This window comes from Seonamhaeicola sediminis, from assembly GCF_004358095.2.
In the GTDB taxonomy this organism is placed as follows: domain Bacteria; phylum Bacteroidota; class Bacteroidia; order Flavobacteriales; family Flavobacteriaceae; genus Seonamhaeicola; species Seonamhaeicola sediminis.
In genome coordinates, this window is the sequence record NZ_SMZJ02000004.1 from 157614 (window position 1) to 175396 (window position 17783).

Genomic DNA, 17783 nt, shown 5'->3' on the forward strand with positions numbered 1-17783 from the left:
TTTGCAGCACATTATAATATTATGAGTCAAGAAGTTTCAAAACGTTATGCACAACGTGGTGTTTCGGCATCAAAAGAAGATGTTCACAATGCTATTAAGAATATTGATAAAGGGTTGTTTCCAAAGGCATTCTGTAAAATAGTGCCTGATTATTTAACAAATGATGATGATTATTGTTTGATTATGCATGCCGATGGAGCTGGTACAAAGTCGTCTTTAGCTTATATGTATTGGAAAGAAACAGGTGATGTGTCTGTTTGGAAAGGCATTGCTCAAGATGCACTCATCATGAATATTGATGATTTATTGTGTGTGGGAGCAATTGATAATATTATGTTGTCATCTACCATTGGTAGAAATAAAAATGTAATTCCAGGTGAGGTAATTTCAGCCATCATAAATGGAACTGAAGAACTTCTTGACGATTTAAAAGCGCACGGTGTTACCATTCACTCTACCGGTGGTGAAACAGCCGATGTAGGTGATTTGGTGAGAACCATTATTGTAGATTCTACGGTTACCGCTAGAATGAAACGTAGCGATGTTATTGATAATGCTAACATTAAACCAGGCGACGTTATTGTAGGTTTGGCATCTTTTGGTCAAGCAACTTATGAAAAGGAATATAATGGTGGCATGGGCAGTAACGGATTGACTTCAGCACGTCATGATGTGTTTAATAACTATCTGGCTAAAAAATTTCCAGAAAGTTTTGATGCAGCAGTTCCTTCAGAATTAGTGTATTCGGGTAATGTAAAATTAACAGATGCTGTTGAAGGTGCTCCTATTAATGCGGGTAAATTAGTGTTGTCGCCAACACGAACCTATGCACCAATTATAAAACAAATTTTATCTGTTTATAACAGCAACACTGTTCATGGTATGGTGCATTGTTCTGGAGGGGCACAAACCAAAATACTTCATTTTATAGATGAAAGTCATATAGTTAAAGATAATTTATTTCCAATTCCTCCACTTTTCAAGTTAATTCAAGAACAATCAAAAACCGATTGGAAAGAGATGTATCAAGTTTTTAATTGTGGACACAGAATGGAACTGTATGTGAGCCCAGAAATTGCAAACGATATCATTAAAATTTCAAAATCGTTTAATGTTGAAGCTCAAATTATTGGTAAAGTAGAGGCTTCTAAACAAAAGAGACTCACAATAAAAAGTGAGTTTGGGGAGTTTAGCTATTAGATTTTTTTTACTTATCAAAAGCGGTATGATTGTTGATAAGTGATTGTTTAAAAATAACCTAACATATATCATGCGATACATTCTATTGGCCCTAGTTTGCTTCTCGTTTCTTTTTTCTAATGCGCAACCAGATTCACTTTATTTAAAAGAAAAACCAAAAAAATACGATGGACCTCAATGGAAAGTAAAAAACAAAGCTTCTATAGATCTCAGTGAGGTAGCATTTGTTAACTGGAATGCTGGTGGTGTTAATTCCATTTCGGGGCTTGTTGGCTTAGAGTCTTCTAGGAACTATTCAGATAAATATTTCACTTGGCGCAATAACTTGGTTATGCGATATGGATTGAATAAGCAACAGTCTAAGGAGTTAAGGAAGACTGACGATTTAATTGAAATAAATTCTAACATGGGCTACCGGCCAGATAGTTTATCTAATTGGTTTTATTCGGCACGATTAAATTTTAGAACACAATTTGCTAATGGTTTTAAATATCCAAATACAGATGACCCGATTTCAAGGTTTATGGCGCCTGGTTATTTGTTTTTTGGAGGAGGTATGGAATATGGAAGACATATTGATAAAGTGTCTGTCTATTTTTCACCGGTAACATTAAAAGCCACATTTGTCTTGGACCAAGATTTAGCTAATTCTGGAGCTTTTGGTGTTGATGCCGCGGTACTGGATGATCAAGGAGATATATTAATTCCTGGCAAACGTGTGAGAAGGGAGTTGGGTATTTTGGTAACAAACAGTTATGAGATGGAGGTGGCAGAAAATATCAATATGGTAAATAATATAAGTCTGTATACTGATTATATTAATAATTTTGGTAATATAGATTTAGATTGGAGGCTCGATTTTGATTTTAAGGTAAATAACTATGTTCGTGCCAGATTTGGTTCTCATATTAGATATGATGATGATGTTAAAACCCAGAAAGAAACTGATGTGGATGGCGAGTTTGATGAAGCTGGAGCCAAAGTGCAGTGGAAGCAATTTTTAGGGGTTGGATTTGCAGTAGATTTTTAAAATAACTTCTAATAAATTTTTGAAAATTTGTTAACTTTTTGATGTTGATAAATTTTTAGTTAATTGTAAATCAGTTTTTTAACTTGTTTTTTGTGTCAACTTTATGATTTTTGTCATGTTACAAGTTGATTAGTTTAAGTATATTCACGGTTTAAATTTATTAATCCATTATGAATTAAACTGTAACTAACCTCATGAAAGACAATTTAACCAAAGCCTTACCAAAAACTTACACCCAAGACCAAGCTTTTAATGCCTCTCTAGAGTATTTTAAAAATGATGATTTAGCTGCACGTGTGTGGTTAAATAAATATGCCTTAAAAGATTCTGAAGGTCATATTTATGAGCTTACACCTAATGATATGCATATTAGAATAGCAAAAGAAATTGCTAGGGTAGAGAAAAAATATGCGAATCCTTTGAGTGAAGAGGCGGTTTTTGATTTAATCAAAAATTTCAAATATATCGTACCACAAGGAAGTCCAATGGCAGGTATTGGAAATCCGTACCAAATTGCATCACTTTCAAATTGTTTTGTAATAGGAAATTCTGGAGATTCAGATTCTTACGGGGGTATCATGAAAATTGATCAGGAGCAGGTGCAACTCATGAAAAGAAGAGGAGGTGTTGGCCATGATTTATCACATATTAGACCTAAAGGTTCTGGGGTTAAAAATTCAGCCTTAACTTCAACAGGAATAGTACCTTTTATGGAGCGTTATTCAAACTCTACTCGAGAAGTAGCCCAAGATGGAAGAAGAGGGGCGTTAATGTTGTCTGTTTCTATTAATCATCCAGATTCCGAAGACTTTATAAACGCCAAGTTAGAACAAGGCAAGGTTACAGGTGCCAATGTTTCTGTTCGTATTGATGATGCGTTTATGAAAGCCGTTAAAAATGAAACTGATTATACTCAGAAATATCCTGTTTTTAGCAGTAACCCAAAAACTTTAAAAACCATTCAAGCAAAAGATTTGTGGAATAAAATTGTTCATAATGCATGGAAATCTGCAGAGCCAGGAATCTTGTTTTGGGATACCATCATTAATGAGTCTGTGCCAGATTGTTATGCTGATTTAGGTTATAAAACAGTTTCCACAAATCCATGTGGAGAGATTCCGTTGTGTCCTTATGATTCGTGTAGGTTATTAGCCATTAATTTATTCTCTTATGTTGAAAATCCGTTTACGGAAAAAGCAAATTTTAATTTTGATTTATTCAAAAAACATGTAGCTTACGCACAAAGAATCATGGATGATATTATTGATTTAGAACTTGAAAAGATTGATGTAATTCTTCAAAAAATAGATTCTGACCCCGAATTAGATGAAGTAAAAGCTGTAGAGCGTAATTTATGGGCCAATATTAAAAGAAAAGCAGAGGAAGGAAGAAGAACAGGTATTGGAATTACTGCAGAAGGAGACATGCTAGCAGCGTTAGGTATTCAATACGGTAGTGAAGCAGGTAATGCATTTTCATTAGAAGTACATAAAACCATTGCAATTGAGGCTTACAGAGCATCAGTGCATTTAGCAAAAGAACGCGGGGCGTTTACCATTTTTGATGCAGATAGAGAAAAGGAAAATCCGTTTATAAACAGATTAAAAGAGGCTGATAGCCAGTTGTATTATGAAATGTTGGAGTATGGTCGTCGTAATATTGCCCTACTTACCATAGCGCCCACAGGAACTACCAGCTTAATGACGCAAACTACTTCTGGGATTGAGCCAGTATTTTTACCAGTTTACAAACGCAGAAGAAAAGTAAATCCGGGAGACAAAGATGTGCGTGTAGATTTTGTTGATGAAGTGGGTGATTCTTGGGAAGAATACGTTGTTTTTCATCATAAATTTAAGCAGTGGATGGAAGTGAATGGTATTGATACCACTCAAAATTTCTCTCAAGAAGCATTAGATGATTTGGTTAAAAAATCACCTTACTACAAGGCAACTTCAAATGATGTTGATTGGTTGAGTAAAGTAAGTATGCAAGGCGCTATTCAAAAATGGGTAGATCATTCTATAAGCGTTACTATCAATTTGCCAAATGATGTGTCTGAGGAATTGGTTGGTGAATTGTATCTAAAAGCATGGGAAGTGGGTTGTAAAGGAGTAACGGTGTACAGGGATGGATCCCGCTCTGGAGTGCTCATATCTAACGACGATAAAAAAGAAGAAGAAACAAGTAATACGTTAACACCGTTCCCAATTAAGCGGCCTCAAATACTGGAAGCAGATGTGGTTAGATTTCAAAATAACAAGGATAAGTGGATTGCTTTTATTGGTCTCATAGATGATAAACCTTATGAGATATTTACAGGTTTAATTGATGATGAAGATGGGATTTTAATTCCAAGATGGGTAAACAATGGGTTGATTATTAAGAATAGAAATGAAGATGGTACCTCAAGGTACGATTTTCAGTTTAAGGACAAACGAGGGTATAAAATTACGATTGAAGGGTTATCATATAAATTCAATCCAGAATATTGGAATTACGCAAAACTAATTTCAAGTACCCTGCGTCATGGTATGCCAATTGATAAAATTGTTGATTTAATTAATAGTTTGCAGTTAGATACAGAGTCTATTAATACATGGAAAAATGGTGTAGGTAGAGCGCTAAAGCGTTATGTGGCCGATGGTACTAAAGCTAAAGGTCAAACCTGTGCCAATTGTAATTCAGATAATTTAATCTACCAAGAGGGTTGTTTAACTTGTAAGGACTGTGGTTCTTCTAAGTGTGGTTAGCAATCAATAACCTAATGTAAAAAAGGAAGTCGTTTGACTTCCTTTTTTTATTAAATTTTCGGTTTTCGTTTACCTGCAGGGTTAAACGTAGTTCTGCTTAGAGAATGAAAAGATAATAAATTCTTGAGCAATAATTAGAGAAAAGGACTTCCATATACTCTCTAATTATTGATTGTCAATTAGCTTCGCGAAAGCGAAGCGTAAATTGTAGAATTTATTGGCTTGGGAATTCGAGAAGCAGGATCAAATTACTTTTAACCGACGATGTCGCACGTTTTGGCTCGAAGCCCGCAGAAGGCGATATTTTTAGGATAGGTTTTAGTAGTAATTTGGTTTAACCCTGCAGATGATAGCACATGCTTTAAGATGCATTGTCTGCGAAGCAGCGCAGATTAAAGTTCGCCTTTGGCGAATGTGCTATCATCGGTTTTGTGTANGAGAAGCAGGATCAAATTACTTTTAACCGACGATGTCGCACGTTTTGGCTCGAAGCCCGCAGAAGGCGATATTTTTAGGATAGGTTTTAGTAGTAATTTGGTTTAACCCTGCAGATGATAGCACATGCTTTAAGATGCATTGTCTGCGAAGCAGCGCAGATTAAAGTTCGCCTTTGGCGAATGTGCTATCATCTAAAAGATAAAATCAGTTTTAATTGAGTTTATCAGCTGGTAAACGAAGGTAGTTGAAAATTTTTACAAAATCAAGTGGGTATCCTTTTTTACACACTTATTTTATAGTTGCTTTTAGAACGTAAAGGCTATATTTTTTATACCATAATATCAACTATTATAAATTCATAATTTATCGTATTTTTGGTCACCAATTAAAAGAGGTAGATGTTAGAGAAACTACAAATAATAAAGCAGCGTTTTGATGAGGTAAGTGATTTGATAATACAACCAGATATCATCTCAGACCAAAAGCGTTATGTTGATCTTAATAGAGAATATAAAGACTTAAGGATTTTAATGGATAAGCGCGATGCTTACATTGAATTAACAAATAATTTGGCCGAGGCTGAAGAGATTATTGCAGATGGTAGTGATCCTGAAATGGTTGACATGGCCAAAATGCAATATGAGGAAGCTAAAGAAGGTATTCCAAAACTAGAGGAGGAAATTAGGGTGTTACTTATCCCTAAAGACCCTGAGGATGCTAAAAATGCTGTGGTAGAGTTACGGGCAGGCACTGGTGGAGATGAAGCCAGTATTTTTGCTGGCGATTTATTTAGAATGTACACTAAATATTGTGAAAGCAAAGGCTGGAATGTAAGCACAGTAGATTTTAGTGAGGGTACCAATGGTGGGTTTAAAGAAATTCAGTTTGAAGTAACGGGTGAAGATGTTTACGGAACCCTAAAATTTGAAGCCGGTGTACACCGTGTACAACGCGTGCCGCAAACCGAAACACAAGGGCGTGTGCACACAAGTGCAGCAACCGTAATGGTTTTTCCAGAAGCAGAGGAGTTTGATGTAGAAATAGACCCTAAAGATGTTCGTATAGATTACTTTTGTTCTTCGGGTCCGGGTGGGCAGTCTGTGAATACAACCTATTCTGCGGTACGTTTAACCCATATTCCAACGGGATTGGTAGCCCAATGTCAAGACCAAAAATCGCAGCATAAAAACAAAGAAAAGGCGTTTAGGGTTTTACGTTCTAGACTTTACGATTTAGAATTAGCTAAAAAGATGGAAGAAGATGCTGCAAAACGCGGTAGTATGGTATCATCTGGTGATAGAAGTGCCAAAATTAGAACCTATAACTATCCGCAAGGGCGTGTAACAGATCACCGTATTGGTTTAACACTTTATGATTTACAGAATATTGTAAACGGGGATATTCAAAAAATAATTGATGAACTTATGCTTGCCGAAAATACTGAAAAGTTAAAGGCTGGTGAAAACCTGTAGGTGTTAGGTTTTGATAAAAGGGTAGAAGGGTAAAAAGAAATAGTAAATGAGGAATTTTAGAGAGTTAGATGTTTGGAAAGATTCTGTTGCTCTTGTTAAAAAAGTTTATGTATTAATAGACCATTTACCCGAAACTGAAAAGTTTGGGTTGAAATCTCAAATTTCTAGGTGTGTTGTTTCAATACCAGCCAATATAGCTGAAGGTTGTGCTAAAGACTCTCAAAAAGACTTTGTTAGGTTTTTACAAATAAGCCTAGGATCTGCTTTTGAGTTAGAAACTCATATTATAATTTGTTCCGAATTATCATATCTTACATATCCACAAGAACTTATTGGAGAAATTAATGTGCTTCAAAAGAGAATAAAGTCTTTAATTAATTATTCAAAAAAAGTTGTCAATACCTAAAACCCCAAAACCCATAACCCAAAACCCATAACCCATAACCCAAAAACCCATAACCCAAAAACCCATAACCCAAAACCAATGACCCAAGACCAATTAGTTAAAGAAATCAAGAGAAAACAATCCTTTTTATGTATTGGATTGGATGTAGATTTAAATAAAATTCCTGAGCATCTTTTAAAAGAAGATGACCCTATTTTTGCATTTAATAAAGCTATTATTGACGCAACGCATCATTTGTGCGTAGCATACAAACCCAATACAGCATTTTATGAAGCTTACGGTATTAAAGGTTGGCAGGCTTTAGAAAAGACTATTAATTACTTAAATGAAAATTATCCTGAAATCTTCACTATTGCAGATGCAAAACGAGGAGATATTGGTAATACAAGTACCATGTACGCTAAAGCGTTTTTTGAAGATTTAGCTTTCGATTCTGTTACGGTGGCCCCTTATATGGGGAAAGATTCGGTAGAGCCTTTTCTAGCTTTTGAAAACAAACACACGATACTTTTGGCCTTAACTTCTAATCAAGGGGCGTTTGATTTTCAAACAAAAAAGGTTGAAAACCAAGAGTTATATAAACAGGTTCTAGAGACTTCCAAAACGTGGGCTCATGCTGAAAACTTGATGTATGTTGTTGGTGCTACTAAGGCTGAATACTTAGCTGAAATTCGTCAAATAATTCCCGATAGCTTTTTATTGGTTCCAGGGGTTGGAGCACAAGGAGGGAATCTTCAGGACGTTTGTAAATATGGAATGAATGATTCTGTTGGATTACTTATAAATTCTTCAAGAGGTATTATTTATGCTTCAAATGAGCACAACTTTGCCCTTGCTGCAGCTAAAAAAGCAGCAGAACTTCAGCAAGAAATGAAAGTTATTTTAGGTTAGATACTTGTTTTTAAATCTTTAGAGTATTCAACCTTACTAAGGTCATCAACAAAATTATTGATTCTTCTTTCAATGTCTTTTAAACTTAAAGCTTTACTTAGGTTGGGTTTTATTTTTCCCACTTTACAGAATTGATTGTTCATAACGTTTTTATTATACTATAAAGTACGAAAAATTTCGTGGTTTGGATGTAAGAAAAACGTTAAATAATTAATAAGGCTTAAGAAGAAGGAGCGATATCTCTGGAAAGATAATTTAAGCGGTTAATCTCATCTAAAACCTCTAGGGCTTTGTATTCTGAAAAATCGCTTAAGGCAAAATCGGTTTGCCTCAAATTATAAGCCTGCTCAACAAGTTCTTTGTAACGTTTGTCAAGTGCCTTTTTACGACCCCTAATGAAATCTGACCTGCTCATTTGTTGTGAATAACAAGTAATTAAATATACATTTTTTATTTTAATATAAAAAGCGTCCTTTTAATATTTTGTTGAATTGATAGCTGTTAGTCCTGTAACGCAAAAACCTTTTTTAATAAATCTGTTGTTCTAGAAGAAAGTTTAGTTCTAATGTCTTTTTCTTCAATAGCTATCATAGTATAAACACCTTTTAAAGCTTCTTTGGTAACATAGTCCGTTAAGTCTGGGTTTACATCATTTGTAAGAGGTAAACTGTTGTATTTAGTAATTAAGTTTTTCCAAATATCATCGGCCCCAACTTTACTAAATGAGCTTTTAATTACAGGATTGAATTTAGCATATAAAGCTGTTTCAGTTTTATTATTTAAGTAGTTGGTGGCAGCATTATCATCACCTAATAAAATGTTTTTAGCGTCTGCAAAAGTAATGTCTTTAACCGCATCAACAAAAATAGGAGTGGCTTCTTTTACGGCATCTTCGGCTGCTCTATTTAACACTTTCAAGCCTTCATCGGCTAATTTACTTAACCCAATATCTCGTAAGGTTTTGTCAACTTTTTGTAGTTCTTCTGGTAATAAAATTTTAACTAGTTCATTTTTGAAAAAACCATCCTTTTGAGTAAGTTTACTCACCTGTTTGTCTATTCCAAAGTTTAGTGCTTGTCTTAATCCAGAGGCAACTTCAGTATTGCTAATACCGCCGCTTTGGGGTAATTCATTAATAACTTGTTGTAATTCTGCACACGCAGTAAGATTGAAGATAAGTAATAAGGTTAATAATTTTCGGGACATAATTTTTGTTTTAAATATATGAAAATAAAAAAGACACCTTGAGAGAAAGATGTCTTTTCTTCAGTTTTAAATTAAACAATCCCTCATGATTTCTTTAAATTGTTTTAGTCTTTAATGTTACGACCCTTGGTGTTGAATAAAGTCACTATATTTCAAGTTTTTTATGGTTTTTTACTGTATATAATTTTTTAGCATAATATTTGTTATACTTGTATAAAATGAGAATACGTTGAGAATTAAAATATTTTTAATATTAATATTTGGCTTTAAAATTTCGGCAGGACAAATAAAGGTTTCTAGCTTTATCAATAAGTCAAGCATTGCTAAGGAAGAGTATAATAAACTTTATTTTGTAGATTTTTGGGCTACTTGGTGTGGACCATGCATTCATGTGTCAAAATATTTAGAAACTTTACAGAAAAAATACCCTAAAGATTTTTACATAGTTTCTTTAAGTGAAGAGAATCCAGAACTTGTAAAGAAATTTGCAAAAAAGCATAACATGAAACTCGCTGTTGCTATAGATTTTGATGGAGAAACGTTTCATAAGAATAATATTAGAAGTTTGCCCTATGGAATTTTATACAATGCTAGTGGAAAAATGCTTTGGGAGGGACATCCCGCAGAGATCAAAGATTATCATATTGATAAATATTTAAGACAGAATAGTAAAAGAGCTAGTTTTAACAAAATGTTTGTTATTGAAAATAGTGACTCATTAAAAATTGAAGAAGCTTATAGCCCAATTAAAGATTTTGAATTTGCAGAGCTAGAAAGCAAAGAGGATGTTGAGAGTTTAGAGGTGATTCATTCTGAGGGTTTTATGGAATTAAAAGGAAGCTTGCAAAATATTTTGTCTTATTCTAATAAGGTTTATAAAAATCAAATTAAGATTACTTCAGATTTAAATAAGCATTATAGAATGTATTTTAAGTATGGTTCTAATGCTTATTTAAATATGAATAATACTATTTTAATGGCCTTAAAATTAAAAGAAGAAAAGAGTTTGGGCAATGGTGATGTTATATTTTTAAACTTTAGAAATGCTACACTTTGGGATAAATCTCAAATAGATTGGGGAGAGAATAATAAAAAATATCTTATTGGAAACACAGAGATTGAAGCTGATAATGTTTCTTTAGCTGATATGTTTTATAAGCTATCTAGTATTTTGGAAACCCCTATTGTTTTAGATGATAAAAGCTCAAGCACAGAATTACACGATTGGCAAATACATTATAAGTATTTTGATTTAATGGTTTCTAACCTTAGTGACACTTATGGTATAAAAGTAGATAAACAAATTGCGAGTTTCCCAGAGTACATAATAACAAAAAAGGCACCCTGAGGTGCCTTAAATATACTGAATCAGCTATTAATTAGTTACTTAGAACTCTGAATTCAGTACGTCTGTTTTTTTGATGCTCAGCTTCAGAACATTCTACACCATTAGAACAACGATTAACCAATCTTGTTTCTCCGTAGCCTTTAGCAGATAATCTACTTCTAGATATTCCTTTAGAAACTAAGTAGTTAACAACAGAGTTTGCACGTTGTTGAGATAAAGACATATTGTAATCATCATTTCCTCTAGAGTCTGTATGAGACATTAACTCTATGCTAACTGGTTTGCTTTTTAATAATGGTAATAAAGTTTCGTCTATAATCTTCTTAGATGCAGCCGTTATGCGGGCACTAGCCAATTCGTAAAATATAGGTAATACATTGGCATCTAATAAACCACAATCTACTTCTTCCCAAGTAGTAATACCTCCTTTTTTAGCTAAAACAGTTCTTGTTACTGTTTTTGTTTTAGCAGGCACAGTAGCACTTTTAGTAAATGCAGGCGTATCTACAACTTGTCTTTTAATTGTTGAATATTTAGCAGGTATTTCTCTTTCTTCCATACGGGCAGGTGTTTTTATAACTTGCTTTGTATAAGTAGTAGTAATTTCTGCAACAGGAACATTGTTAGTAGATGCATCATTAGCTAAAGTAGTAAAGCTTACATCTTTATATTGCGCTGGATATTCAACGAAACATGCTACAACACAATCATCTTTATTTGGAGAACCGCAAGTGGTTTCTTTGTATTCCCAACCAGAAGTTTTGGGATAAACTTCGAAAGTTTTAGAATCTGCCTCAAAAGTAGCTGGGTTTACAGTTAAATCATTTCGTTTTTCTTTCTTAATATAAGAAACCTCAACCGTTTCGTAAACAGCAGGAACATAAATTAATTCTTTGGTAGCTTCTTTAATTAACACACGCTCTTCAACAGTCTTGTAAGTTGCAGGTACAACTTCAAGTTTAGTGTATGCAGGATATACTTCTATAGTTTCGGTTACATCTTTAAACTCGTCTTTTGTAATACATTTAACATAGCACTTTCCAGGTTCTGGATTTTCAGGTAAATTTTGGGCTTGAGAATACCCTATGCCTAATATAAAAGCTAGACATAAAAATAAATTTGTTTTCATAAAATTAAAATTAAGTTAATTACTTCTTTTAAGACACTATAAGTGAATTAAGTCACATTTCTGAATATTAAAAAAATGAGAACAAAAGTATAAACAAGTGTAAATCCTTGTGAATTGTGCGTTAAAGTTCTGGTGGTAAATGACTTAAGATTAAGAAAAAATTACGGTCTTATTATTATAAACCATTACTTTTCTATCTGCGTGAAGTTTTACGGCGTTGGCTAAAACTATTTTTTCAAGATCACGTCCTTTAGCAATAAGATCAGGAATGGAATGCGCATGTGTTACTCGTGTTACATCCTGCTCTATAATGGGGCCGGCATCTAATTCTTCCGTAACATAATGACTGGTAGCACCTATAATTTTCACCCCACGTTTGTATGCTGAATGATAGGGTTTTGCACCCACAAAAGCAGGTAAGAACGAGTGGTGTATATTTATGATTTTGTTAGGGTATTTATCTATTAGTTTTGGGGATATTATTTGCATATACCTAGCCAAAACAACAAAATCTATGTTGTGTTCTTCAAGTAGTTTTAATTGTTCTTCCTCTGCTTTGCTTTTAGAGTCTTTGGTAACTGGGATGTGGTAAAATGGAATATTGAAATTATCTGCTATTGGTTTTAGGTTATTGTGATTGCTTATAATGAAAGGGATTTCTAAATTAAGCTCTCCAGAATTATAACGTCCCAGTAAATCATATAAACAGTGATCATACTTTGAAATAAATAAGGCCATTTTTGGCTTTTTTTCCGAAGAATAAATGCGCCATTTCATCTCAAATTTTGCTGCAAGTACATCCTTAAAAGCTTCTTTAAACGCTTCGGTTGAAAAGGTTTTAGATGAAAATTCGCTTTCCAAGCGCATAAAAAAAATATTTTGCTCTCTATCAACGTGTTGGTCTATATATACAATATTACCGTTTTGGTGGGCAATAAAATTAGTTACAGAGGCAATGATGTTTGGTTGATCATTACAATTAATTAAAATAGTAATCTTATTCATAGGGTTTTACTTATTTCAGGTGGTAAAATTAGCTTAAAAAAGTAGTTATGCTAATCTTATCTTTAAATTTTGAAAATAATTGATAATCCTTAGTTTTTTTTGAATATTTCGTAAATTGCATATAGTGAATTGATATTTTTTTATAAATGAATCAAATAAAGCCTTATAAACCAAAACATCATATTAGAGTAGTTACTGCCGCTGCGTTATTTGATGGTCATGATGCTTCTATCAATATTATGCGAAGGATTATTCAGGCTACTGGTGTTGAAGTAATTCATTTAGGCCATGATAGAAGCGTTGAAGAAGTTGTTAATACTGCTATTCAGGAAGATGTTAATGCCATTTGTTTAACCTCTTACCAAGGTGGTCATAATGAGTATTTTAAATATGTATATGATTTGCTTAATGAAAGAGGTGCTGGTCATATTAAGATTTTTGGTGGCGGTGGTGGTGTTATTCTCCCACATGAAATAAAAGCGTTAATGGATTATGGTATTTCCAGAATTTACTCACCTGATGATGGACGGGATATGGGATTGCAAGGCATGATTAATGATTTGGTTAAGCTGTCTGATTTTCCCATTGGAAATGCTTTAAATAAGAATGAAGTAAAAGAAATTCAATCTCAAAATCACAGCGCCATAGCACGATTGATTTCATCGGCTGAAAATTTTCCAGAGATAGCTAAGGACACATTAAACGAGATAGCTAAGAAAGCAACCCTATCAAGAGTTCCTGTTTTAGGAATTACAGGAACTGGAGGCGCAGGAAAGTCGTCTCTCGTTGATGAACTGGTAAGACGATTTTTAACTGATTTTCCAGACAAAACAGTTGGTATTATTTCCGTAGATCCTTCAAAACGAAAAACAGGAGGTGCGCTTTTGGGAGATAGAATTAGAATGAATGCTATCAATACCTCAAGAGTATATATGAGAAGTTTGGCAACTCGTCAATCTAATTTATCGCTTTCAAAACATATTGATGAAGCCATTGCTATTTTAAAGGTGGCCAATTTTGACTTGATTATTTTAGAAACCTCAGGAATTGGACAATCGGGTTCAGAAATTGTAGAACATAGCAATCTTTCAATGTATGTTATGACTCCAGAGTTTGGAGCCGCTTCGCAATTAGAAAAAATTGATATGTTGGATTTTGCTGATTTGGTAGCTGTAAACAAATTTGATAAGAGAGGCGCAACTGATGCTCTACGTGATGTTAGAAAACAATATATGCGAAACCAAAACCTTTGGGATGTTTCGCAAGAGAACTTGCCAGTTTATGGAACCATTGCCTCTCAGTTCAATGATTCTGGGATGAATACACTTTACAAAGCGGTAATTAAGAATTTAGTTGAAAAAGTTGGTGTAGATTTTAAATCTTCTTTTGAAGCAATAAACGAACAAGATAAAAAGGTTTATATTATTCCTCCTCAAAGAACGCGCTATCTTTCTGAAATAGCTGAAACTATTAGGAACTATGATGATACAGTAAATGAACAGGTAGAACTTGCTCAAAAACTTTATGGAATTTATAAAACTATTTGTAATGTTGCTGATATACCTAAAGGAAACGAGATTTCTTATTTAAATTCGTCTGGGCTACAGCAGGATGAAATCTTGAAGCAAGTTAAGAATTTCCAAGAGAAAGATAATAAAGAGTCTCCATGGCAATTGCTACAGTTGCTTTTTAAAGAATTTGATAAGTTAAAAATAGATTTAGCGCCAAAGCATTGGGAGCTAATCATTACTTGGCAAGAAAAGGTTAACAGATACAAAAAACCTATTTATGCTTTTAACGTTCGAGGTAAAGAGATTAAAATACAAACACATTCAGAGTCTTTATCACATTTGAAAATTCCAAAAGTAGCGTTACCAAAATATGAAGCGTGGGGCGATATTTTACGATGGAACTTACAAGAAAATGTTCCAGGAGAGTTTCCTTTTACTTCAGGGTTGTATCCATTTAAAAGGGAAGGTGAAGATCCTGCTAGAATGTTTGCTGGTGAAGGTGGTCCAGAACGAACTAACAGACGTTTTCATTATTTGAGTTATGAAATGCCAGCAAAACGGTTATCAACCGCTTTTGATAGTGTAACATTGTATGGCAATGACCCCAATTCTAGACCAGATATTTACGGTAAGATAGGAAATGCAGGTGTTAGCATTTGTTGTTTAGACGATGCTAAAAAGCTATACTCTGGTTTTAATTTGGCAGACTCAAAAACATCAGTAAGCATGACAATAAATGGTCCTGCCCCCATGCTATTAGCTTTTTACATGAATGCAGCCATAGATCAGCAGTGTGAAATATATATCAAAGAGAATGGCATTGAAGCAGAAGTTGAAGCTAAAATTAATCAGATTTATAAAGGAAAACAGCGTCCTAAGTATCATGGTAAATTGCCAGAAGGGAATGATGGTTTAGGCTTAATGCTTTTAGGGGTTACTGGAGATGAAGTCTTACCAATAGATGTTTACAAGGATATTAAAAGTATAACTATGTCTAAGGTTAGAGGTACGGTACAGGCAGATATTTTAAAAGAGGACCAAGCACAGAATACCTGTATTTTTTCATCAGAGTTTGCTTTAAAATTAATGGGAGATGTTCAGGAATATTTTATTAAAAATAAGGTTAGGAATTTTTATTCGGTTTCAATCTCAGGGTATCATATTGCAGAGGCAGGTGCAAATCCCATTACTCAGCTAGCACTAACTTTATCAAATGCGTTTACTTATGTAGAATACTATCAAAGTAGGGGTATGGATATTGATGACTTTGGTCCTAATTTGTCTTTTTTCTTTTCCAATGGAATAGATCCAGAATATGCTGTTATTGGTAGGGTAGCAAGAAAAGTTTGGGCTAAGGCTATGAAGCTTAAGTACGGAGCCAATGAACGTGCTCAAAAGTTAAAATATCATATTCAAACTTCTGGTAGAAGTCTACATGCACAGGAAATTGATTTCAATGATATTAGAACAACACTTCAAGCACTTTATGCCATTTACGACAACTGTAATTCACTTCATACCAATGCCTATGATGAGGCCATTACAACACCAACAGAAGAGTCGGTGCGTAGAGCTATGGCTATACAACTCATAATCAATAAGGAATTAGGATTAGCCAAGAATGAGAACCCCATACAAGGTGCTTTTATTATTGAAGCGTTAACCGATTTAGTGGAAGAAGCCGTCTTACTTGAATTTGATAGGTTAACTGAACGAGGGGGTGTTTTAGGAGCTATGGAGACCATGTATCAACGCAGTAAAATACAGGAGGAAAGTTTGTATTATGAAACCTTGAAACACAAAGGAAGTATTCCAATTATAGGAGTTAATACTTTTTTAAGTAGTAAAGGGTCTCCAACTATATTACCAGCAGAGGTTATTAGAGCTTCAGAAGAAGAAAAACAGCTTCAAATAAATACTTTAGAAAATCTTCATACAATCAATGATGTTTCATGTTTATTAAAAGAACTTCAAATTGTAGCTACAAAAAATGAAAACATATTTGAAGAGCTTATGGAGGTTAGTAAAGTGTGTTCATTGGGGCAAATAACTAAGGCGCTTTTTGAAGTTGGAGGACAGTATAGAAGAAATATGTAGCGTTGCTAGTGTTAAAAATAATTTCTTGTTGTACTGCGTTTTAGTTTTATATTTGGGAAAAACGAATTCCAATTTATGACGGTAAGTAAATACAATAATCTTTTTAGTATTGTTTTATTAAATTCAGTTGTTCCCTTATCTAAATCACTTAATAAATATTTATCCCAAAGAATAGTAGTTAAAAGCTTTAAAAAAGGTGATTTTATAATTTCAAAGGGAGAAGTTCCTGATAGACTCTATATTATTAGAAAAGGATTGGTGCGTGGGTTTTTTATGCACAATAACAATGAAATTACAACTTGGGCAAGTGTAGATAATGAACTTGTGACCTCTATTTCTGGTTTTTTTAGAAATAACGCTGCCCTAGAAAATATACAGTGTTTAGAAGATACTCAAACAGAAAGTTTAAGTTTTGAAGAACTCCACTTTACTTTAAATAATTTTCCAGAAATGGAACGACTATATAGAACTTTATTAGAACAATACTATATAGAAGCAGAATATAGAGCACTTGCGGCAAGAATACCCATTGCTAAAGATAGATATGACTATTATATGAAAATTGTTAACCCTGAAATTTTTGAACGTTTGCCTAAGAAGTATCTCGCATCACTTTTAAATATGCGCCCAGAAACCTTATCAAGGTTACAAACCGATTGTAGTATAATTTAATTAAACTTGATATATATCAAGATAAGGTGTGTTTTTTAAAGATATTTTCTTGAATTCAATATATATTGGCCCTCATTCAATTTTGACGTTAAAATCTAAATATAGTATTTTCAACATTAGTGTTGACTAACAATATTGAAGTCTCTCAAATCAAACACATCCTATACTGGGTGTGTTTTTTTTATTCAATAGTTATAGACTAAGCATCCAACTACGTTGAAGTTTTTTGAACTTTTTTAATTCTTTCCTTAAGATTGGTAGAAATTCTTTGCCATTACTGTTAGAGCGTTCTAAACGATACGAATTCTTATACAATAAATTGGTTAATTGCCTTAAGGAGTCAAGATGTTTGTGTTTTCTTTCTGAATGACGTTCTAATTCAGCGTTAGCAATTTCAGGAGCCAATGAAACAGACTGTTGAACAATATCACCAGAAAAATAAATATCAGAGTCCTCAGTACCATCTTCTTTTAATGGCGCTAAATCATCTTGAAGGTATATGGAGATACTTCTAGAAATATCTAAAATCTCTAGAGCTTTTCTATAAATCGGTAAATCCGATAGGTTTGGTGGGGTATTGTGTAACATCATTCTATTTTTCACAACAATTTTCTCAAAATTACTCACA

15 protein-coding genes are annotated in these 17783 nt (G+C 33.6%); 9 read left to right on the forward strand and 6 right to left on the reverse strand.

Annotation, left to right across the window (positions count from 1 at the left end; translation table 11 throughout):
* The first annotated feature begins 21 nt into the window (after window positions 1-21).
* The 6 genes from E1J38_RS07090 (at window position 22) to pyrF (ending at window position 8187) form a co-directional block, all read left to right on the forward strand.
* Complete coding sequence (locus E1J38_RS07090) at window positions 22-1200, forward strand: AIR synthase related protein (RefSeq protein ID WP_133355349.1); 1179 nt, start codon at window positions 22-24, stop codon at window positions 1198-1200.
* 70 nt (window positions 1201-1270) lie between these two features.
* Window positions 1271-2230, forward strand: a complete 960-nt coding sequence (locus E1J38_RS07095; RefSeq protein WP_133355350.1) for a DUF3078 domain-containing protein — start codon at window positions 1271-1273, stop codon at window positions 2228-2230.
* 194 nt (window positions 2231-2424) lie between these two features.
* A complete protein-coding gene (locus E1J38_RS07100; RefSeq protein WP_133355351.1) occupies window positions 2425-4980 on the forward strand; it encodes an adenosylcobalamin-dependent ribonucleoside-diphosphate reductase in 2556 nt (851 codons plus the stop codon).
* An 836-nt stretch (window positions 4981-5816) separates the two neighbouring features.
* Complete coding sequence (prfA, locus tag E1J38_RS07105) at window positions 5817-6890, forward strand: peptide chain release factor 1 (protein ID WP_133355352.1); 1074 nt, start codon at window positions 5817-5819, stop codon at window positions 6888-6890.
* Window positions 6891-6936: 46 nt separating this feature from the next.
* A complete protein-coding gene (locus tag E1J38_RS07110) occupies window positions 6937-7296 on the forward strand; it encodes a four helix bundle protein (RefSeq protein WP_133355353.1) in 360 nt (119 codons plus the stop codon).
* 78 nt (window positions 7297-7374) lie between these two features.
* Window positions 7375-8187, forward strand: coding sequence for an orotidine-5'-phosphate decarboxylase (gene pyrF / locus E1J38_RS07115; protein WP_133355354.1), 813 nt, complete (start codon window positions 7375-7377; stop codon window positions 8185-8187).
* On the opposite strand, the gene E1J38_RS15075 is transcribed toward pyrF, so the two are convergent.
* The 3 genes from E1J38_RS15075 to E1J38_RS07125 form a co-directional block, all read right to left on the reverse strand.
* On the reverse strand, window positions 8184-8330 hold the full coding sequence (locus tag E1J38_RS15075) for a hypothetical protein (RefSeq protein WP_186525831.1): 147 nt from the start codon (window positions 8328-8330) through the stop codon (window positions 8184-8186). The two genes, pyrF and E1J38_RS15075, sit on opposite strands and share 4 nt — an antisense overlap.
* Before the next feature lie 77 nt (window positions 8331-8407).
* A complete protein-coding gene (locus tag E1J38_RS07120; protein WP_133355355.1) occupies window positions 8408-8602 on the reverse strand; it encodes a Lacal_2735 family protein in 195 nt (64 codons plus the stop codon).
* Window positions 8603-8688: 86 nt separating this feature from the next.
* Window positions 8689-9393, reverse strand: a complete 705-nt coding sequence (locus E1J38_RS07125) for a DUF4197 domain-containing protein (RefSeq protein WP_133355356.1) — start codon at window positions 9391-9393, stop codon at window positions 8689-8691.
* A gap of 229 nt (window positions 9394-9622) precedes the next feature.
* On the opposite strand from E1J38_RS07125, the gene E1J38_RS07130 reads away from it, so the two are divergent.
* The gene (locus tag E1J38_RS07130; protein ID WP_133355357.1) at window positions 9623-10741 is read left to right on the forward strand and encodes a TlpA family protein disulfide reductase; all 1119 of its coding nucleotides are present in this window, start codon (window positions 9623-9625) and stop codon (window positions 10739-10741) included.
* A gap of 31 nt (window positions 10742-10772) precedes the next feature.
* Here the strand turns inward: E1J38_RS07130 and E1J38_RS07135 are convergent, their stop codons facing one another.
* Window positions 10773-11870 (reverse strand): OmpA family protein, encoded by a 1098-nt coding sequence (locus E1J38_RS07135; protein ID WP_133355358.1) that lies wholly within the window; start codon window positions 11868-11870, stop codon window positions 10773-10775.
* 150 nt (window positions 11871-12020) lie between these two features.
* The gene (purU, locus tag E1J38_RS07140; RefSeq protein ID WP_133355359.1) at window positions 12021-12875 is read right to left on the reverse strand and encodes a formyltetrahydrofolate deformylase; all 855 of its coding nucleotides are present in this window, start codon (window positions 12873-12875) and stop codon (window positions 12021-12023) included.
* A 146-nt stretch (window positions 12876-13021) separates the two neighbouring features.
* On the opposite strand from purU, the gene E1J38_RS07145 reads away from it, so the two are divergent.
* The gene (locus E1J38_RS07145) at window positions 13022-16483 is read left to right on the forward strand and encodes a methylmalonyl-CoA mutase family protein (protein ID WP_133355360.1); all 3462 of its coding nucleotides are present in this window, start codon (window positions 13022-13024) and stop codon (window positions 16481-16483) included.
* 75 nt (window positions 16484-16558) lie between these two features.
* Complete coding sequence (locus tag E1J38_RS07150) at window positions 16559-17155, forward strand: Crp/Fnr family transcriptional regulator (RefSeq protein WP_133355361.1); 597 nt, start codon at window positions 16559-16561, stop codon at window positions 17153-17155.
* 192 nt (window positions 17156-17347) lie between these two features.
* On the opposite strand, the gene E1J38_RS07155 is transcribed toward E1J38_RS07150, so the two are convergent.
* Window positions 17348-17782, reverse strand: a complete 435-nt coding sequence (locus E1J38_RS07155) for a hypothetical protein (RefSeq protein WP_369407152.1) — start codon at window positions 17780-17782, stop codon at window positions 17348-17350.
* Between the last annotated feature and the right edge of the window lies 1 nt (window position 17783).